This window comes from Verrucomicrobium spinosum DSM 4136 = JCM 18804, assembly GCF_000172155.1.
Taxonomy (GTDB): domain Bacteria; phylum Verrucomicrobiota; class Verrucomicrobiia; order Verrucomicrobiales; family Verrucomicrobiaceae; genus Verrucomicrobium; species Verrucomicrobium spinosum.
Genome location: NZ_ABIZ01000001.1, coordinates 3,875,149 through 3,895,725 on the forward strand (window position 1 = coordinate 3,875,149; position 20,577 = coordinate 3,895,725).

Below are 20,577 nucleotides of genomic sequence, written 5' to 3' on the forward strand. Positions count from 1 at the left end.
AGTGGTGGAATGGTTTGGTCGCAATTGAGGCCTTTGACATTGAAGGCAAGGTGGTCGACATCCGATAAATAAAAAGGCCTCTCCGGGGTGGAGAGGCCTTTGGGGAAGAGGCTCAGGTCTGATGTCTGGCGTCTGGCAGTCTGATGTCTTATTTGATGTCGTCAGACTTCAGGTAGGCGACGATGTCGGCGAGGGCCTGGGCGTTGAGGCCCATCATGTCGGCAGTGAACATGAGGGAGTGTTTCATGCCGGTGGTGGACTTGATGAGGCGCTTGGGCACGGCCTGGATGACGCCGCCCATGGACTTGATCTGCACGGGGTCGTCGTTGCTGAGGACCATGCCGTCGATGGTGACGCCGTCCTTGGTGACGATGCGCTTGCCTTCATAACCATGGGCAATGTCGCCGGAGGGGTTGATGATGGCGTTGAGCAGCACTTCGCGGGTCTGGGTCTTGCCGAAGACGGTGAGGTCAGGGCCAAAGTCCACGCCGGGTTCGCCGATCTTGTGGCAGGTGTAGCAGGTGGCCACGGCGGTCTTGCCACGGGTGGCATCGCCTCGCAGCTTCAGGATCTCCTCCACGGGAGGCAGGGCTGAGGGGGTGGTGGGCAGCTCGGGGGAGATGAAGGGGGTGAGCGCCACGTTGGCATCGGCATCATAAATGCCGCGCTCCTTCAGGGCATCGGTAAGGCCGTAGTCCTTCCAGAGGCTGGCGCGGCGGTTGAAGAGCCACCAGATGGTGTCGCCTTTGAGCGTGGTGTCCGGGGCTTCGGCCACCTCGACCATCGCCAGGGCGGCGAAGGGAGATTTGATGAAGGCGAGGGAATCGAGGGCGAGCTTGCGCTGCTCTCGGCTAAGCTTGGTGGAAAGAATGCGGGTCTTGAGCGCAGGGACGGCCTCGGGGGCATTGAGACGCCAGGTCAGCCAGGCAAAGGCATCGCTCCAGGCTTCGGGCTGCGCCTTGCCATCGGGCAGGGCTTCTCTGATCGCGGCATAGAGGGCGCGGGTGTTGCCTTCGGCAGCGAGACCGAGGGCCTCAAGATAGCTGCGGTCCTTGCCATCGAAACGTCTGGCCACTTCCACCAGTATCGGGCCGCTCTGGGCGAACGGCACATCCCGCAGGCTGAGGGCCACCTCACGACGCACGGCGGCGGAGCTGTCGGACGCCATCTTCTGAGCCATGGCGACCACCTGGTGATTGGCTCGGCGCAGGGCGCGGTAGGCGATGACGCGGGTTTGTTCGTCCTTGGCACCCAGCAGGGGCTCCACCTTGGCGATACCGGCAGGGCCCATCTGCGCGAGCAGCCAGATGGCGCGGGCGGCGATGAAGGAGTTCTTGTCCTGCAGCAGGGCTGCCACGGCGGGTACGGCCTTTTCACCCTGGGCCTTCAGGCGGGTGAAGCCGGCGTAGCGCACGTTGGGAGCAGGGCTTTTCAGTGCGGCGATCTGGCCCTCGGTGGTATTCAGATCGAACTGGGGCACGACGGACTTGAAGCCCTTGGGCGCGATGCGGTAGATCGTGCCGGAGGTGGAGTTATCAAGGTCGGCATGACCACCGACGCGGGCGTCGAACCAGTCGGCCACATAGAGGGCACCATCGGGACCCACCGTCACGTCGCTGGGGCGGAAGAGAGTCTTGAGCTCTGACGTCACGCTATTGGTGCCGCCGAGGAAGTCCGAGCCGGCAAATTTGCCCTCTTTGTTGGAGGTGATGAAGTCGAAGCGCTCCAGCTTGAAGCCGGCACCATCGGGTTTCGGGAGATAACCAAAGATCACGTTGCGGCCGGCCTCGCAGGCCAGGAGGAGGCCCTGCCACTGGTCGCCCAGGGCGCCGTTCTCATAGAACGCCACGCCGGTGGGCGAGCCGCCGCCATACACATCACCCACGGGCATGGTGCCGGGGTCATCCTGACGCCACTCTGCGGTGGGAATCTTCTGCCCTGGTCGGCGGTCGGCGGCCCAGGCGCGCTGGCCATCGGCGGAGGCAAAGCCTGCATTGCCGAACTCCAGCACGGGAGTGACGCGGCAGGCTGGCGGATCGTCGTTGTCGCTCTGGTAGATATCGCCAAAGGAGTTCACCGCCTGCTCATAGCTGTTGCGGAAGTTGTGACCGATGACGTTGACGTTGGAGCCGTCCGGATTCATGCGGGCGAGGAAACCACCGATCCACACGCGGCCGTCATCACTCTTCTGGCCCGCGATGGTGCTGGGGTCCACCACCTGCTTGCCATTCTGGTGCACATAGGGGCTGCCCAGGCGGAAGGTCTTGCCGGATTTGTCTGTAAAGAGGGCGCCGGTGTTGCCCTGGTTGAAATACCACTGGCCATCCGGACCGGCAGTGACGGAGTGCAGGCTGTGATCGTGGCTGCGGCCGTTGAATCCGGTGAGCAGCACATCGCGCTTGTCCACGGCGGGGTCGAACCTGCCATCACGATTTACATCCGTGTACACCAGCAGATCCGGGGGCTGGGAGACGATGACCTGGTTGTCCAGCACGGCCACGCCGAGCGGTGCGAGGAAACCTGCTTCCTGGATGAAGGTCTCCGATTTGTCCGCTTTGCCGTCACCATCGGTGTCCTGCAGGACGGCGATGCGGTCGCCTTCCTTTTTGCGGCCGCTATGGCTGCGGTAGTTGACTCCTTCTGCGACCCAGAGGCGGCCATCCTTGTCGAAGTCGATGTTGGTGGGGTTGTTCAGCAGCGGAGTCGTGGCCCAGACCGTGACCTCCAGCCCGTCGGGCACAGTAAAGAGGTCCGTCGGGACGATGGTCGGCGCGGGCGGGGCCGGTGGAGGGGTAGGCGCGGGGGCAATCGCTGGTGCCGTGGCAGGGGCACCGGCCGTCGTCTGCCCGGGGAGGGCGACGCTCAGCGAGGACGAAAGCAGGGAGGTGGCGAGGGTGGCACGAACAGCCGGGCGGAAGAATCTGGGAAGCATGGCGGAAAAACGATGCTTCTAACGCCAATCTATTCTATGCACAATCGGACATTTGTTCATGATAAACCCAAGCCCATCCTGCAAGAATGGGGCGCTGATGTGCGTGGGTATCCCGAATCCGCTCTGCTGAGGCTACTCCTGCCCTTCCAAGGCTTTGCAGGGGCCCAAGACCTCACGCAGGATGAAGGCCTGCTTGTAGCCGTGGGTGGTCTTGAGCATATCTGTCAGCGGATGGGGGCGCCTGGCCGCGACGACGGTGGCCAGAACGGGCCGGTCTGGCGAGTCGAGGGCGTTCTGGGCCGCCATGGCCCGAGACATGCGAGGGACTGGGGCGCCGGGGGCTGATGGACTGGCCGCACGGCTGGTGTTGGGAAGCGATGGCGGGCGGGAGGGAGGGACTGGGGCTGAAGGGGCCGCAGCAGGGCGAGGGGAGCTTACGTCGTCAATGCTGCGGCGCAGTGTGTCCATGAGATCGGCCAAAGATCCGGGTGTGGTGGAGGTGGGCGCTGGACGGGCTGGGGGAGCGGGAGGGGGAGTGGAGCGCGGCAACTGCGGAGGTGCAGGGCTGCGGAGGGGTGGGGTTTGTGGAGGGTGGGCATTCTCCACGGGACGCGTCTGCTCCTCCCATGCGCGGCGACGGGCCTCCTGCTCCTCGGCGGAAACCGGGGTCTGCCTCTCCCGTTCGGCTGCCTCTTTGTTTTTCTTGAGCAGGCTGAACAGCCACTGCAGGAAGCCCACCACGAGAAAGACGATGACGAACACGATCTCCTGCAGATCCGCCGCAGCCAGGAGAGGGGAGTTGGGGGGCAGGATGTTCATGAAACGGACAGCGTCTTGGGGGTGGGAACGAACAGGGCGAACTGAAAACAAGCAGGGAGCGCTGGACCTCCCGCAGAGCCGGTGAAGGCTCCGCGAGCGGCGGGGCGATGACGGTTACTTCTTCTCGCTCGTGGCCGGGGTCTCACCGGCGATGCTCTGGCGCATTTCCGTATCGGCGAGGACGTTGCGATACTTCGCGTAGTCCATGATGCCGAGGTTGCCCTTGCGGAAGGCTTCTGCGATGGCCATGGGGACCTGGGACTCGGCCTCGACCACCTTGGCGCGCATTTCCTGGGTGCGGGCAGCCATTTCCTGCTCGACAGCGACGGCGGCGGCACGGCGGACTTCTGCGTTGGCCTGGGCGATCTTTTTGTCCGTCTCGGCCTGGGCGGCCTGGAGCTGGGCACCGATGTTCTCACCGACATCCACGTCGGCGATATCGATGGAGATGATCTCAAACGCCGTGCCGACATCCACGCCCTTCTGGAGCACCACCTTGGAGATGCTGTCCGGGTTCTCGAGCACGTCTTTATAGCTGGCGGCAGACCCAATGCAGGTCACGATGCCTTCACCCACGCGGGCGACGACGGTCTCTTCCGTGGCACCACCAATGAAGCGGTCGAGGTTGGTTCGCACCGTCACACGGGCGCGGACGCGGAGGGAGATGCCATCCCGGGCCACGGCGTCGATCTTGCCGCCCTTGCCCATGTCGGCACCAGGGCAGTCGATGACCTTCGGGTTGATGCTGGTGCGGACGGCTTCGATGACGGTCTTGCTGGTGCCTTTGACGGCGAGGTCGATGGCGCAGGCGCGATTGAAGTCGAGCTCAATGCCGGCCTTGGCAGCGGCGATGAGGGACAGGACGACCTGGGTGACGTTGCCCCCGGCCAGATAGTGGGCTTCCAGTTCATCCGTGCCGACGCGGAGGCCCGCTTTCACGGCGGTGATGCGGCTGTCCACGATGAGGGCATTGGGCACACCGCGGAACCACATGGCCAGCAAGGTGGGAATGCCGACTGGCGCATTGGATACAAGGGCGCGGAGCCAGAGATTGAAAAACTTCAGAAGAATGAGCAGGAAGACGAAGCCGACGATGACGGCGATGCCGATGCCAATGTAGGGGAGCATATCCATGATGCGTGAGGTGTGGGGTGCAGTGGGGGTTCGTTCAACAAAAGTGTCCGTGAAACCGCGCCAGGGACGGAAGCCTTTTACTCCGGGTGGTGTGCGGAATCAACCCCTGCATCACCCGACAACTTTGAGCGACATCTGTTTGATTTCTTTTTCACGACGGGATGGCTTTTCTGACAGGTTTGCTATTGAGTCCGGAGAGGAATGTGCCTTACCATTTTGGGAAAACATGATGCGAATCATTACCCTCTCTGTCGTGGTCTTCTGGGTGGCCATGACGGGGCTGTTGGTGCGGATGGTTTATTTCCCAGGCCACTCCCGCTTTGTCGAGGTGCCACCCCGGCTGGTGCTCAGAGGCTTTCTAGAAGGCGGGGCCACGATCAACACGCTGCATGTGTACAAGAAGGATCAGAAGGTGGGCCATGCCTCTGTGAACACGAGACGGGTCTGGGCAGGCGGGGTGAATCAATACCGGGTGTACTTCTCCGGCGTGCTGGACAAGGGAGCGATCGAGATGGTGGACGCACCCATGAACTGGAGGCTGGAACTCCTGCTGGAGGATCTGGAGACCTGGGCTGGGGCCAAGGGGCAGATCCGTCTGGGGGAGACTAATACGGTGCTGGACTTTGAATGGGTCAAGGATGAGCGGATGCCGCGCTTCACCCTGAAGCAAAAGGGCCAGGTGGTGGCGGATGACAACAGCATTCAGCCCATGCTGGGTGCCTTCATGGGACCGCAGGCGGCCGGGGCGGACCCGGTACTGCCTGAAGGGCTGGGCCTGGCCCCTGGGGCGGATGTGGCGACCCTGTTCCACCTAAAGACTTTGCAGGGCGTGATGATGCTGGCAGGACAGGAGCGGCAGGCCTTCCTGATGGAGCTCACTGCCATGGAGCACTGGAAGGCGAAGGCCTTCTTCACCGAGGCTGGCGAGCTGGCGCTCATGGACCTGCCGGAAGGCTGGAGGCTGGTGGAGCCGGTGATCTACGGTCTGGTGCCGGAGTATCCGGAGGACGAGGACATTCCCGTGCCGCCCATGGAGCAGCCTGCGGTGGTGCCGGAGCCTCCGCCGCAGGATGGTTTGGCCGTGCCTGACACTGCGGGAGGCGGCAAGATCTGAGGACCAGGCTTTGCAGACGGTCGAATGCAGATGGGGAGGATGCAGGGAGACACTTGCAGCGTAGGTGGGACCGCGATAGAAAAGAGTGGGGCCAGCAGGCGGCGCGAATCAAAGGGCATCAACCATTCATCACCACAGAGGCAACACACGGGCGGGAAAAACAGGGGAGACAACGGCACATGATTGAAATCAAAGACCTCACGATGGACTATGGGAGCTTTCGTGCTCTGGACGGACTCACGCTGACCATCCCCCAAGGGGAGTTTTTCGCTTTTCTGGGACCGAACGGAGCGGGGAAGACCACCGCCATCAAACTGCTGACCGGGCTGATGAAGCCGGTCAAAGGGACGGTGCATCTGGGCGGATTTGACATGCAGGAGCAGCCGCTCCTGGCGAAGGCGCTGCTGGGCTATGTGCCGGATGTGGCTGTCTTCTATGAGAAACTCACCCCGCTGGAGTTCATGCGGTTCATCGCCGACATCTTTGAGATGGATGAGGTGAAGGCGGAGAAGACCGGGGCGGAGTTGTTTCAGAAGTTCTCCCTGTCCCCCTACGCGCACCAGCGAATTGAGAACTTGAGCCACGGCACCCGGCAGCGTCTGGCCATCGCGGCGGCCTTGCTTCATGAGCCGAAAGTCTTCATTATCGACGAGCCGATGGTGGGGCTGGACCCCATCCATGCCCGGACGGTGAAGCGCGAGCTCAAGGAGCGCAGCCGCGCGGGCATGACGGTGCTGATGAGCACGCACCTGCTGAACATCGCGGAGGAGCTGGCAGACCGCATCGGCATCCTGCACAAGGGGCGTCTCATCGCCCTGGGCACGATGGATGAGATCCACCAGGTGCGCTCCACCACGGGCAAGCGACTTGAGGAAGTCTTCCTGGAGATGGTGTCCGAGGAGACGGAGCAAAACGGGAACGCAGCAGCAGAAATCTAAGCAGACAGAATGAGCAGACCAGGAACTTTCATCATCATGGGCGTGTCGGGCTCTGGCAAGAGCCTCATCGGCGGCAAGCTGGCAGAGGCGCTGGGGGCAGACTTTGAAGACGGGGATGATTTCCACCCCGCGGCGAACAAGGCGAAGATGTCCGAAAAAATCCCGCTGACAGACGAGGACCGGTGGCCCTGGCTGCGGGCGATGCGGGCTAGGATCGAGGAAAAACAAACGGCCGGGCGCAGCTATGTGCTGGCCTGCTCAGCATTGAAGGCGGTGTACCGGGAACTGCTGTCGGGCGGGGATCCGCGATCAGTGGTGGAGTTTGTGTTCCTGAAGGGATCACCCGAACTCATTGCGGGACGCATGGCGGCGAGGAAGGGGCACTTTTTCCAGGGGGTCTCCACGACCGCCCAGGCGGCGGGGGGAAAGGCGGCGCCGACGCTGCTGGATAGCCAGTTCGCCACGCTGGAGGAGCCGAAGGCGGAGGGGGCCATGATCGTGAACGTGGACCAGACACCCGATGAAATCGTGGGCGACATCCTGCGCAATCTGGGCTAGTGACGGTGCAACGTTCAACACATGGCAGGTGCAAAACTGACTTTCTGGGGCTGGGACTCACCGGTGCTGCACAAGGCTGTGGCCGAGCTTTCATGCGGGTGGACCAGCGGGGCGCTAGACCTGAGCGACACGCTCATCATCGTGCCCACGGCGGAAACGGTGCGGCGGCTGCGTGAGGCGCTGGCGGTGGAGGCCGGGGCCCGGGACAGTGTGGTGACGGCTCCGCATCTATGGCACGCTGCCCTGGTGTTCCAGCCCAAGGCCACCACCATGCCACTGGCATCGCCTCTCCAGGAGCGGGCCGCCTGGACAGAGGTGCTGGCGAAGGTGCCGCTCGGGGAGATGACCGCTCTGTTTCCCGCAGCCCCGGAATCGCAAGATCTGACCTGGGCCTCTGCGGTGGCGGAAACGGTCGGTACCTTGAGGAAAACGCTGGGGGCCGGGGGCTACACGCTGGCAGCGGGGGCAGAAGCCCTGGCTGGGCTGGATGACCCTGCCCGGTGGAGCCAGCTTGCGCGGCTGGAGGAACTGTACTTGGAGACGCTGGAAGCCTGGGGGTTGGCCGATGGTGAATCCGCAAAACAAGGAGCGGCCAGAGAGGCGACGCTGCCAGAGGGAGTGAAGCAGGTGAAGGTCTTCGCCGTGGCGGATGCGCCACCGCTCTTTGGGGTGTGGCTCCGGCATGTGTCTGAAAAGGTGCCCTCGGGCATCTTTGTACAGGCTCCGGCCGAGGGGAGGGCTGGGTTCGATGAAATCGGGATGCCCCGCATCTTGAGCTGGGGGGATGACGCGGGGCTGGAGTGCCCGCTGCCGCATGATCGCATGCATCGTGTGCCCGGCGCGGAGGATCAGGCCCGCCTGTCGGTACGACTCCTGGGGGAGCTCGCGGCCACCGGGCAGGAGGTGGCGGTGGGGGCCTGTGATCCGGCGTTGAACAGTGTGCTGGAGGGGACCCTGACCTCGCAGGGAGTGCGGGTGTACAATCCGGCGGGTCGTTCGGCCAGGCAGCATGGTCTGGTGCAGGTGTTGCGGGCAGGCTGGCGCGCAGCGCGCAGTGCGTCATGGCGGGACTGGCTGCCCTTTCTGCGGCTGGACGATGTGTCCCGCGCCCTGTGTGCGGAGACGGGCATGCTGGTCACCAAGTACTATGAGCAGTTGGACGAATTCGACGCGACGCATCTGCCGCCAACGGTCCGGGATGCGCAGTCGCTGGCAGGGTTGCATGAAGCTTGGGCGGAGCTCGGCCAGGTGCTGAGTGCGGTGGTGCGCCATGCCGAGGGCTGGGCGGCGGAGACTTGTGAGGGGGCGGTGCGAAACTTCCTGCTCTGGCTGTACGGTGAGACGGAGTTCGACAGCGGCAGGGAGCATCAGAAGCATCATGGTGAACTTTTCGGCCAGGTGGTGCGGCTGGCCATGCAGATGGACGAAGGGCGGGCGGCGGCGGGGGCTTCGTCCTCGCCAGCGGAGGCTGCGGCATGGCTGGGCCTGGTGTTTGATGCGCTGGAGGAAGGGCAGCTCACCGACCTGCGGGGTGAGGCGGACCTCGTGCTGCATGGCTGGCTGGAACTGCTGTGGGAGCCGGCTCCGGGGCTGGTCATCACGGGGTTCAATGACGAACATGTGCCCGGCACGCTGACGGCAGATCCCTTCCTGCCTGACAAGGCCAAGGCGGCGCTGGGGCTGCCCTGCCAGGCGACGCGGCGGGCGCGTGATGCTTATTTCCTGAAAGCGATGGCGGAACAGCGGTCAGGAAGCCGCACGCTGCACATCGTGCTGGGGCGGCACACGGCGGAAGGCGATGCGTTGCGCCCCTCCCGATTGTTGCTGGATGCCTCAGACGACGATCTCCCGTTGCGGGTGAAGCACCTGTTTCCTGCGGAGGATGAGGTGCAGGCTCCGCCACGCCCCTTGCGGACGCAGGCCTTCCAGCTGACGCCCCCCCTGCGGAAATGGACGCGGAGTGCCATTTCCCCGACGGCACTGCGGCGGTATCTGCAATGTCCGTTCCGCTTCTATCTCACCGATGTGCTGGGGATGGAGTCGGTAAGCACAGGGCTGCGGGAGCTTTCACCCGCCACGGTGGGAGATCTGATTCACCAGGTGTTCAAGGCCTTTGCGGATGAGACGGCGGTGGCGGAGAGCCGGGATGCGGGAATCATCGCGGCGTGGCTGGAGGCCGAGCTCGACAGGCGGGCGGCATTGTACTTTGGCGCGGAGCCGCTGTTTTCCGTAACCCTGCAGGTGGAATCGCTGCGGCAACGTCTGGCCGCTTTTGCCGAGAAGCAGGCGGAGCTGCGCGAGCAGGGGTGGCGCATCCTGCGTGCCGAGGAGAAGATCCAGGCTGACTGGGGAGTGGACCTGGGCGGGGTGATCCTCTCGGGCAAGATCGACCGCATCGACAGGAATGACAAGACGGGCATGCTGAGGGTCATCGACTACAAGACCTCTCGGAAGAAACCCGAGGAAGCGCACCATCGCTCAGCGCGCAAGGAACTGCTCGCCGACGAGAACCAATCGTGGAAGTGCTTTGATGACGCCAGGGGCAAGGCCCGCTGCTGGACGGATCTGCAACTGCCACTGTATGCGAGGGCAGTCTCCGCAAAACTTGCAGACGGGGCACCTGTGGAGGCAGCTTATTTCCTGCTTCCCGCCACGGTGAGTGAGGTGAAGACCCATGTCTGGGAGGGGCTGGATGCGGACCTGATGGACGCTGCCGGGGACTGTGCCTGCGAAGCGGTGCGGCGCATTCGGGATGGGGTGTTCTGGCCTCCGGTGGAGGATTTGCGCTTTGACGACTTTGCGGAGTTGTTTCAAGGGGATGTGATGAAGGCGGTGGCCCCGCCAGAAAGCTGGCTGGTGGAAAAGGTGGCGGAGGAACTGGCACTATGACGGAACTCAAGAACGAGCTCATCCGCGCCTCCGCAGGGACGGGAAAGACACACTCCCTGGTGCAACGCTATCTCTGGCTGCTGGAGCATGGGGCGGAGCCGGAGCGCATTGCGGCCATGACGTTCACGCGCAAGGCAGCAGGTGAGTTCTTTGAGCGCATCCTCCAGGAGTTGGCCACCCGCAGCATGAAGGCGGGTGGCGGGCTGCCCCTCACCCTGTTGCGGAAGGTGGTGCGGCGTATGGACCAGTTGCGCCTGGGCACGATCGACAGCTTCTTTGCCACGATGACACAGTGCCTCCCCTTTGAGCTGGGGCTGACGGGCAAGGCGGCACTCATGAGCGAGGCCGAAGCCACCCGGGCGGAGGAAGAGGTGATGGACTCTCTGCTGCTGGCGATCGGAAGAATGAACGACGCGGCTGCTCTGGATGAACTGCGGGAAGCGTGGAAGGCGGCCAGCCACGGGAACGAGCAGGGGCGTCCGGCGGAGGCTCTCGCTACGTGGTGCGGACGATTGCACCAACTGCTCATCGAATGTCCTGATCCGATAAAGTGGGGTGGTGCGGAGGCGATCTGGGATGCGGGCTCTCCGGCATTCCCAATCGCTGCCGCCGGGTGGGATCTGGCCGCTGCGGTGGATCGTTTGGAGGGGGCGCTGGACTACAGCAAGTTCGACAAGCGCGCGCCTCAAAAGTGGGATGATTTCTTTCAGGCGGCGCGTGAGTACGATGGCTTCAAGAAGTTCGACAAGCCCATCGTGTACATGCTGGATTCGGACCGCGGGGATCACTCCCGTCTGCGGCTGGGCGGGGTGGAGTGGAAAATATGGAAGGCGGTGCCGCTGGATCGCCAGGCGGGCAATGCGCTGGCGGATGTGCTGGAGATCCTGGTGGCGAGGGCGCTGCTGGTGCACCTGCGGCGGACACGCTCCCAGCGGGAGATCGTGCGGATCTATGAAACCACCTATCACCGGCAGGTGAGGTCACGGGGCAGGCTGGTCTTCAGCGATCTGGCTTGGCTGCTGTGTGGCAGGGTGCAGACCACCGCGATGGCAGAGCATGACTGGGAGGCCATGCGGACGGCGCTGGAGTTCCGCATGGATGCGAAATACGATCACTGGCTGCTGGACGAGTTTCAGGACACCAGCGAGCGGCAGTGGGAGGTGATGTCGCCCCTGCTGGAAGAAGCACGGCAGGATCCGGAAGAGCGGCGCAGCGTCTTCCTGGTGGGGGATGTGAAGCAGAGTATCTACCTCTGGCGTCAGGCGGAGCCGGAGCTCTTCCACCATGTGGAGACGGCGTGGAGCGGGCATCGCCTGCAGACGACGCCACTGAACGAGAGCTACCGCTCCTGCCCGCAAGTGCTGGGGATGGTGAATGGAGTGTTCCTGAATGCGGAACGGGAGCTGGAGGCTCTTTTTCCAGGGTTGGGGCGGCTGTGGAAGTTCGAGGAACATCGCTGCTCGGCCCGGGTGGCGTGGCTCGCGGGACATGCCGCGCTGGTTCACGTGGCTGCCTTGGACGAGGAAACTACGGAGGAGGACGGGCCCATCACCCTGGGAGCTGCCAATCTCATCCGGGAGATCAATCCCATTGGCCGGGGGCTGACGTGTGCGGTGCTCGTGCGCAGCAACCGGACAGCGCGTGCGCTCTCGGATGCCTTGCGCCGTCTGCTCGGGATGGAGGTGATTTGTGAATCCCAGGAAAACGTGGTGGTGGACAATCCCTCCACCCTGGCGCTGCTGAGCCTACTGCAGGTGGCGGTGCACCCCGGGGACTCTACGGCGTGGGAACATCTTCTCATGTCGCCCCTGCGGGAGGCCATCAACACCCAGCGTTTGACCCGACCTGCGCTGACCGCGAGGGTGCGGGCGGACCTTTCGAACGAGGGGTTCCTCCCTGTGCTGCAAAAATGGGCTGAAATCCTGCGCCGGGCGCTGCCCGCGCAGGATGCCTTCACGTCCCGGCGTCTGGCCCAGTTGCTGGATCTGGCGGCGGATTTTGACGAATCAGGCAGCCGCGATGTGGGGGAATTCCTTTCCACAGCGCGTGATCACTCGGTGCGTGAGGACAGTGCGTCGGCACAGGCCATCCAGGTGATGACGGTGCACCAGAGCAAGGGGCTGCAGTTTGACGTAGTGATCCTGCCGGAGCTACAGGGGGAGGCGCTGGATGCGGTGCAACGCAACCGACTCTTCGTGGCGAGGAAGGAGCGGGGGGCGGTGAGTTGGATGCTGGACAAGCCGGAGAAGGTGGTCGTGGAGCGGGATGAGGTGTTGCTCACCGAGCAGCGGCGCGAGAAGGCCCGGCAGGCTTTTGAAGGACTGTGCCGTTTCTACGTTGCCATGACGCGGGCCAAGCTGGGGCTGTATGTGCTGCTGGATCCCAAGAAGGTGAGAGCCAGCAACAATGAGGGCCGAATTTTGGCGATGCGGCTGGAGCCGGGCTTTGACCCAGTACCCTATGAACTGGTGGGTGTAGGAGGTCTGGCCACCTGGGAGAATGGGGACCGCAACTGGTACATGGCGCATGAGGTGACCAAGGTGCAGGCACCGGTGGCCAGCATTGCAGTACCGGATGCCAATCTGGGCACGCTGATACGGGCCGTGAACAAGCCGCTGGAGCGCCGTGCGCCATCTGGCGAGGAATCATTCGTCCTGCGGGGTGGGGAACTGCTCTCCACGGCACGAGAGGTGAAGCGCCAGCACGGAACGCGCGTGCACGAACTTTTCTCCGCGATCGCCTGGCTGGAAGAAGTGCCTGAGCCCGTGGCTCTATGGAAGACCAAGGGCTGGGTGGCTGCGGATGTGGCGTCTGACGGTTCAGGTGATGCGGCTGCGGAAGAGGTGTTGAGGGTGATCTCTTCCCCAGAGGTGCAGCCTTGGTTCCGAAAGGGAGGGCAACAACGCACGGCCTGGACGGAGCGACGCTTTGACTACATCGAAAAGGGCGGCTGGGTCAGCGGGATCGTGGACCGGGTGGTGGTGGAATGGGATGCAAGCGGCAAAGCCAGTCGGGCGACCATTCTGGACTTTAAGACGGACGCCGTGGTGACGGAAGACGACATGGCGGCACGGGCGGCGGGCTACGCCCCGCAGCTGGCGCTCTACGTGCCTGCCGTAATGAGGATGACCGGGCTAAAAGCGGTGGCCATAGGCAAGGCGCTGATTTTTACCGTCATGGGCAAGGTTGTGCCGGTGTGACCCGTCGCGTGGGACGGGAGTGTGGTGGAGTCGCGTGCGTGGATGACATGGCTGGGGGGCGCAGGAAATCAGCCGACCACCGGGGAAATGAATGGAAGCCGGGAGTTCCAAGGATTAGCTTCTTCCTAATTGTGGACTCTGTGGACTCGGGATCTCGCAGCAGTGTCGGGGCTGGCGGAAGAGCTGCTGCCCACCCTGAGTTGCCTGCGTTCCGAACCCTGAGCTATGAGAGTCCTCTTCACCAACCATGGTCTGAATCTGCGGGCAGGCACCGAGCTCTATGTGCGGGACATCGCCGTCGCCCTTCTCAAGCGGGGGCATGAGCCCTGGTGCTGGTCCACCGAGCTGGGTGCGGTGGCTGATGAACTGCGCGCTGAGGGGGTTCTTGTGGTGTCGTCGCTGGCCGACCTGCCCGGCCAGCCGGATCTGATTCATGGGCATCATCGTCTGGAAACGACGGCAGCGGGCATGTACTTCCCTGATGTGCCGGTAATTTCCTATTGCCACGGCCCCAGGGCTTGGCAGGAAAGGCCCTGCCGGCTTGGGAATGTGGCATTCTGGATCGCGGTGGATGAGGCCTGCCGGGAGAGGCTGGTCATGGAGGAGGGGCTTGAACCCTCACGTGTCCGGGTCCTGCTGAACTTTGTGGATACGGAGCGCTTTCCGCAGCGGGGGCCGTTGCCGCCCCGCCCGGAGCGGGCGCTGGTTTTCAGCAATCACGCCTCCCGCGATACCCATGTGCCGGTGCTGCGTCAGGTCTGCGAGGCAGCGGGCATCCAGCTGGATGTTGCAGGAGTGGCGAGCGGACAGGTGGTTGATAATCCGGGGGAATTGCTGCCGCGGTACGATCTGGTGTTTGCCAAGGCGCGTGCCGCTATTGAGTCCATGGCAGCGGGTTGTGCGGTGGTGCAGTGTGATTCCTTTGGGGCGGGCCGGATGGTCACGCCGGATAATTTCCATGAACTGCGTGGGCGCAACTTTGGCTTCACCACCATGAAGATGCCGCTGACCGTGGATCATCTGGCTGGGCAGGTGCGGCTGTATGATCCCGCAGCCAGCCGGGCATTGAGTGATCGTGTCCGGGAGGAGTGTTCCCTGGATCACGCAGTGGAGCAGTTGCTGGAGCACTACGAGGACGCGCTCCAATGGGGGCGGGCCCCATCAGTGGGTGCTGAAGATGCAAAGCGCGCGGCACTCTTTCTGGAGACAGAGATTCCTCATGCCCGGGCGGGCAGGGAGGTGGTGGACCTGAGGCGGGAACTGGACAAACTTCGGGGTGAACTGGAGCGAGTTCGCGGGGAACGCGACACCGCCAAGGCGTCGCTGACGATGGCAAAGGACCGGCTGAAGGAGGCCAAGGCACTGTTGGGACGGGTTCAAATGCGTCGCTCTTGGTGGGATCGTTTGACGGGCGGTCGACAGTAGGGGGCGGCAGATGCGGCTGGGGCAGTTTGGTCAAATCTGGCCCAAAAATGCAAAAAAGGAGAAAGAACGGTCCGCCGTCCACGTTTCCGCGGCGACAAGGGACTTTTGATCCTTCACCGCTCTGGCTATGAAACCGCTTTTTTCTTTCCTGGCTCTTCTGGCAGCCCCCGCGCTCATCTCCGCCGCTTCTCTCCCGGAGGCGCAAAAGATTGACGCCATCCTCGCCAAGGACTGGCAAAAGAACAACCTGACTCCCAACCCGGCCGCCCCGGACGCGGTGCTGGTGCGTCGCCTCTACCTCGACATAGCGGGAAGGATCCCCACCGCCGAGGAGACGCAGGACTTCATGAAGTCTCAAGATCCGCAGAAGCGCATGAAGCTGATCGACCGGTTGCTGGCTTCCGACGGGTACACGAGCAACATGTTTAACTACTGGGCGGACATCCTGCGCCTCACGGACAATGTGAAGGGCAGAGTAACTGCGCAGGCGTATGAGGAGTGGCTCAAGCAGCAACTCAAAGCGAACAAGCCCTATGACCAGTTCGTCCGTGATCTGCTGACTACGGACGGCGGGGTGTGGGACAGCGGTTCAATCGGCTTCTACCAGCGCGATGAGAACAAGCTGGATCATCTGGCTTACACGGTGCAGGTCTTTCTGGGCACACAGATTGTCTGTGCCCAGTGCCACAACCACCCTTTCGACAAGTGGTCCCAGATGGACTACTACGGCATGGCTGCCTTCACCTATGGAATGGACACCAAGGGAGGAGGACTGGATTTTAAAGCAATGGCCAAGACGGCGGGCAAGCCCCAGGGGGACCGCGCCGCTCTGAAGAACATGACGCCCAAGGAGCGCAAGGCCTACATGGCGGAGCAGCGCAAAGAAGGCGGGAACGGGGCTGGAGCCACGATAAGCCGTGCGGAAATGCAGGAGGTGCGAAAGACGCTGCAGGATGTGATGAAACCGCTGCGCTACACCTCCATCCAGTGGAATGACAACAAGCTGCCCAAGCTGCCGAATGACTACAAGTACCCGGATGCCAAGCCGGGTGCCGAAGTGGCTCCTAAGGTGCTGTTTGGTCATGATGCCGTCTCCAACGGTGTGGAGACCCGGCTTCAGGCTTTTGCGGACTGGATGACATCACCAGACAACCCGCGCTTCACCACAGTCATCGCCAATCGCATGTGGAAAAAGGCGTTTGGAATCGGCCTCATCGAGCCGGTGGATGAAATGATGGACTCCACGGTTCCGTCCAACAACGAGCTCATGGAGTACCTCAATGAGCTCATGGTGGAGAAGAAGTATTCACTCAAGTCCTTCCTGCGTGTGCTCTACAACACCGAGGCCTATCAGCGCATGTCCACGCGGGAGGAAGTGCCGCTGGGTGAGCTGTACTACTTCACCGGGCCGGTGCTGCGCCGCATGTCGGCCGAGCAGATTTGGGACAGCTTTGTGACCCTGGCGCGCGGCAGCGTGGATGGGGCGGTGGGAGAAAAGGATGAGCGCATGCACCAGTACCTGGGTGACTTGAAGTACCTCATCGACACCGTGAAGGACAAAGGTCCGGAAGGACTCGTCGAAGTCGCCCGCAAAGGGGCCGAAGACCGGGAGGCGACCCATGCCAAACTGGAATCCCTCCGCAAGGAGATGGAGGCTGCGCAGGCCAGCGGCAATGCCGGGTCGGCGAGTCAGCTTGCCAAAGAAGCCAACCGCCTGCGCCGGGAAAACTCCAATGGCATGCTGGAAGCCATTGTGGGCGAAGACCGCGCTGAAGATCTGCGCCGGGGTTACAATCCTGACAAGAAGGCCGGGAAGAACGCCGTGCCAGCCGGGTTGACCCGCGAACAACTGGCCGCGATGTCCAAGGAACAGCGCCGCGATGCGATCAAGATGGGGAACAGCCTCAATCTGACGGCTCGTGCTTCGGAGATCGCCTCGCCCGCGCGACCGGGGCATCTGCTGCGCACGTTTGGGCAGTCTGATCGTGAGCAGATCCAGAATGCCAGTGATGATGCCACAGTTCCACAGGCGCTGGCTCTCCTCAATGGTCCCACCTCCGAGGTGCTGAACAGCCCCGTCAGCAGATTGCGCCAGGATGTGGAGAAGGCCACTTCCCCACAAGCCAAGATGGATACCATCTACCTGGCATGTCTAAGCCGTCTGCCCAGCAACAATGAACGGACCATGCTCAATGATGTGATCCACGAGCGCGGAGATCGCGCCTATGGCGACGTCATTCAGGCGCTCCTCACCGGCAGCCAGTTTGTCTTTGTGCAGTAAACAACCCGTTTCTTCAGTTCTCGATTCCACCACCTCACGATCATGAAAAGTCTCCTCCATAAAGCAGACGAGATCACCCGCCGCGACTTTGTGATGCGCGCCGCCAAGACCTGTCTCGGGGTCTCCGTGCTGGACGTGCTGGCTGGGACGCATGCCCAAGGGGCCTTTGAAGGGGCTGCGAAGGTCCGCCAGGTCCCCACGGCCAAGAACGTGATCTATCTGTATATGAGCGGGGGGATGAGCCACCTGGACACCTTTGGCGTCGTGCCCGGTGCTGAGGAAATGGGGGCTACCAAAGCCATTGCGACCTCTGCCGACGGCGTGCAGATCAGTGAATACCTTCCCACGGTGGCAAAGTCCATGCATCATGGCGTGGTGCTCAAGTCGCTCACCTCCACCCAGGGGGCACATGCTCAAGGAAATTACTTCGTTCACACCAGCTACACCATGCGGGGTGCCACGCGGCATCCTTCCATGGGGGCCTGGATGACCGCTTTTCAAGGGCGGAACAACCCAGCGCTCCCCGGGAGCGTGATCATCACTGGCGACAGCAAGCACCCGGGAGGGGGATTTTTTGACGCCTCCATTGCTCCCCTGGTGCTCAACAACCCGGCCGGTGGCCTGGCCAACAGCAGCCGGCTGGCTTCGCTCACGGAAGGGGACTTTGACTACCGTCTGGGCCTCTCGGCCCGCTTGGACGCGGGCTTTCAGAATGCCTACAGCTACAAGGGTGTGAAGGCCTATGCTGATGTGTACCGTGATGCGGTGCGAGTCATGAAGAGTGAAGACCTGACGGCTTTTGACCTGAGCAAGGAGCCCGAGTCGGCCCATGAAGCTTATGGGAGTGACAATTTCGGCCAGGGGTGTCTGCTGGCGCGCCGTCTCGTGGAACACGGGGTGCGCTTTGTGGAAGTGAACCTTGGGGGCTGGGACACGCACCAGGACAACTTCATTCGCGTGCCGGAGAAGTGCGCTACGCTGGATCAGGCCCTGGGAGCGTTGCTGCCGGACCTGGATCGTCGTGGGCTCCTCAATGAAACGCTCGTGGTGCTGACCACCGAATTCGGCCGCACGCCCAAGGTGAATCAGAACGACGGGCGTGATCACTATCCCAAGGCCTTCTGCTCCGCGATGTGGGGTGGGGGTCTCAAGGGCGGCCAGGTGTACGGCAAGACGGATCGTGGCATCGAAGTGGTAGAGGACAAGATCGGGGTGCCCGATCTCAATGCGACCATTGGCTATGCCGTCGGTCTGCCGCTTGACCAGGTCATCTACTCGCCCACGAAGCGTCCCTTCACGGTGGCAGATCATGGCCAGCCGCTGACGCAGTTGTTTGCGTAGTGGTGCGGTAGGGCTCGGGAGAATTCAGTCCAACCACAGAGGTTCAGAGAACACAGAGGTTCAGAGGAACCAAGTTCCTGATGTGCCCATGTGGTTGAACCGAGGGATGTTTTAGCCGGAATTCACTTCAGAAGTTCGCAGATCCAGCGGCTTCTTGCCGTCTGTCGCAAGGGGCGGAGAACTCAGGGCTTGCGTTTTGGGTGACTATCTATCAGACTTTCAAGTTCTGCTCTGGCATTGCAAGTGTCAACACTTCGCTGAAGCCCCATGATGCTCACTCCGCTTCCTCTTCTTTTGCGCGAAACGATGTCGGAACTTGGCATGGGGGCGGTGGATCGATGGTGGGACGATCTCGATGAATCGGGCCGTCGTGATGTCATTGAACTTTGGCAGGAAACAGCCTCGGCTGGTCCCGTGGAGGTCCGGGTCTTAGGGGTATTCGTAGATCAGGGCGAGCCTGGCGACGACTCAGGGTTCTGGCACAACGACTTCTATGAGTATCTCGTCAACAATGAGATCTACCTGCTCGATCCAATCCAGGCGCACGTCTGCACAAGACATCCGCTAGCACGGGCGGCTGTTCAGAGGGGGCTGATCTCGGAGGATTTTGAGTGCCCGTTTTTGGATAGCGATTGCCCAATGCAACGCCTTCTTGGGCGTGAACCGGGCAAATCGATTCGGTTGAGCTTCACGTTTGAGAGCAAGGTGGCAAATACGTGGCACTCACTTGAAAGGGACCGCAGGAACACGCTTTGTTCTCACGAAACGGCCCCTGCGACCACTTTGGCAAGCTGCACAATCTCCGGCCCGTCCGCTAGTCCCTCAACAAAGCGTGCCGGGATGCCGCTCAAGCCCACTTGAGCGCCGAGCAAAGCACCGGCCAGGCAGGCGCGGGACATGTTTTGCCCGCCACCATTGATGGCGTGGAGCACGGCACTCTCAAAATCATCAGGGAAGCGGGCGGCGAGGTGATAGGCCGCGGGCAGCACGAACTGAATGGCGCATGACAGCCCATATACTTGCGAGACCTTCCATGCTGGTTCGACCCGGGTGTCGGGATCGGAGGCAGACTTTGCGACCCAGGAAGGCAGCAGCAGGGCATCTGGCGAAGCAAAGCCAAACCCTGCCGTAGCGGAGGGAGATGATGAGGCGATGGATGAAGGGACGACAAACGGAATCTCTCCGTTGCGGACCCTGTCCATGAGTTTGCCGGAGAGGTCCTCGTCAAACGCTTCACCCCGGATGAGAAGGGAAAGCACGCAGGCGTAGCCGACCGACTGCTGCACCACCAAAGAGTCGGTCTGGGAGAGATGGGTGTTTTCCCAGGCGTGGCGGGCGGCAAGCCCGGGTGTCATGGCATAGCGGGCGGCCAGCAGGGTGACTCGTTCGGCGGCTTCCGATGTATCTGCATTGCCGCCGGTCTGGCCCCAAGGTTTCCCTTCCTTGACTCGGGCCTGCCAGACTTGGCGGATGGAGTGGTTGGTGTATCCGCCGGGACCGACATAAGGTGTGCCGTCAAGCAGCGGGAGGAACTGCTCGTCGAGCCGACGGGTGAAGTCGGACTCGTTGTAGCCACCCCGATCGGCAAGGGAGCGAAGCAGATGGAGCATGATGATGCCGGTCTGCGACAAATCGCCGCCCTTCATCCCCGCGTGATATTTGGCGTGCGGTTTGGGGTCGGTGTAGCCGCTGATCCAGGGTCCGAAATCCCTCCGCAGTTCGTCCAGATCATAGTACCAGTGGGGACCGAGGCCCAGCGCATCCCCGATGAAGGCGCCAACAATAGCTCCCGCGGCGCGATCTGCAGACGGTTCAAGTGAAGGAGGAGAAAGGGGTGCAGGGGTGGGGGCGGTCATAGTTGGAGGGTGCAGGAATCGGGACGGTGCAGGGATTACGTCTGCGAACCCCGTCCCAGGGCTTACGCATGAACAGAGTGAGAAAACTTA

General features: G+C 62.5%; 12 protein-coding genes. 8 read left to right on the forward strand and 4 right to left on the reverse strand.

Features of this window, described 5'->3' with window-relative positions:
* Positions 1-148 precede the first annotated feature (148 nt).
* The 3 genes from VSP_RS15630 to floA all read right to left on the reverse strand — a co-directional run bounded on the left by VSP_RS15630 (position 149) and on the right by floA (position 4,885).
* Positions 149-2,932 (reverse strand): PVC-type heme-binding CxxCH protein, encoded by a 2,784-nt coding sequence (locus VSP_RS15630; protein WP_009961812.1) that lies wholly within the window; start codon positions 2,930-2,932, stop codon positions 149-151.
* Positions 2,933-3,064: 132 nt separating this feature from the next.
* Positions 3,065-3,751 (reverse strand): hypothetical protein, encoded by a 687-nt coding sequence (locus VSP_RS15635; RefSeq protein ID WP_009961814.1) that lies wholly within the window; start codon positions 3,749-3,751, stop codon positions 3,065-3,067.
* Between the two features lie 114 nt (positions 3,752-3,865).
* On the reverse strand, positions 3,866-4,885 hold the full coding sequence (gene floA, locus VSP_RS15640) for a flotillin-like protein FloA (protein WP_009961815.1): 1,020 nt from the start codon (positions 4,883-4,885) through the stop codon (positions 3,866-3,868).
* 226 nt (positions 4,886-5,111) lie between these two features.
* On the opposite strand from floA, the gene VSP_RS15645 reads away from it, so the two are divergent.
* The 8 genes from VSP_RS15645 (at position 5,112) to VSP_RS15680 (ending at position 18,631) form a co-directional block, all read left to right on the forward strand.
* Positions 5,112-5,999: a hypothetical protein gene (locus VSP_RS15645; protein ID WP_009961816.1), complete on the forward strand. Its 888-nt coding sequence runs from the start codon at positions 5,112-5,114 to the stop codon at positions 5,997-5,999.
* A gap of 179 nt (positions 6,000-6,178) precedes the next feature.
* Complete coding sequence (locus VSP_RS15650; RefSeq protein WP_009961817.1) at positions 6,179-6,937, forward strand: ABC transporter ATP-binding protein; 759 nt, start codon at positions 6,179-6,181, stop codon at positions 6,935-6,937.
* Positions 6,938-6,946: 9 nt separating this feature from the next.
* Positions 6,947-7,495: a gluconokinase gene (locus tag VSP_RS15655; protein ID WP_044133564.1), complete on the forward strand. Its 549-nt coding sequence runs from the start codon at positions 6,947-6,949 to the stop codon at positions 7,493-7,495.
* 21 nt (positions 7,496-7,516) lie between these two features.
* Entirely contained in the window at positions 7,517-10,384 is a 2,868-nt protein-coding gene (locus VSP_RS15660) for a PD-(D/E)XK nuclease family protein (protein WP_009961819.1), read from the forward strand.
* Positions 10,381-13,584 (forward strand): UvrD-helicase domain-containing protein, encoded by a 3,204-nt coding sequence (locus tag VSP_RS35685; RefSeq protein ID WP_009961820.1) that lies wholly within the window; start codon positions 10,381-10,383, stop codon positions 13,582-13,584. The genes VSP_RS15660 and VSP_RS35685 overlap by 4 nt, the downstream gene beginning before the upstream one ends.
* Positions 13,585-13,809: 225 nt before the next feature.
* Complete coding sequence (locus VSP_RS35690) at positions 13,810-15,009, forward strand: glycosyltransferase (RefSeq protein ID WP_009961821.1); 1,200 nt, start codon at positions 13,810-13,812, stop codon at positions 15,007-15,009.
* A gap of 127 nt (positions 15,010-15,136) precedes the next feature.
* Complete coding sequence (locus VSP_RS39530; RefSeq protein ID WP_009961822.1) at positions 15,137-17,290, forward strand: DUF1549 domain-containing protein; 2,154 nt, start codon at positions 15,137-15,139, stop codon at positions 17,288-17,290.
* A 42-nt stretch (positions 17,291-17,332) separates the two neighbouring features.
* A complete protein-coding gene (locus VSP_RS15680) occupies positions 17,333-18,631 on the forward strand; it encodes a DUF1501 domain-containing protein (protein ID WP_009961823.1) in 1,299 nt (432 codons plus the stop codon).
* 758 nt (positions 18,632-19,389) lie between these two features.
* Here the strand turns inward: VSP_RS15680 and VSP_RS15685 are convergent.
* Positions 19,390-20,487 carry an ADP-ribosylglycohydrolase family protein gene (locus VSP_RS15685; RefSeq protein WP_009961824.1) on the reverse strand — a complete coding sequence of 366 codons (1,098 nt, stop codon included), beginning with the start codon at positions 20,485-20,487 and terminating at the stop codon, positions 19,390-19,392.
* Between the last annotated feature and the right edge of the window lie 90 nt (positions 20,488-20,577).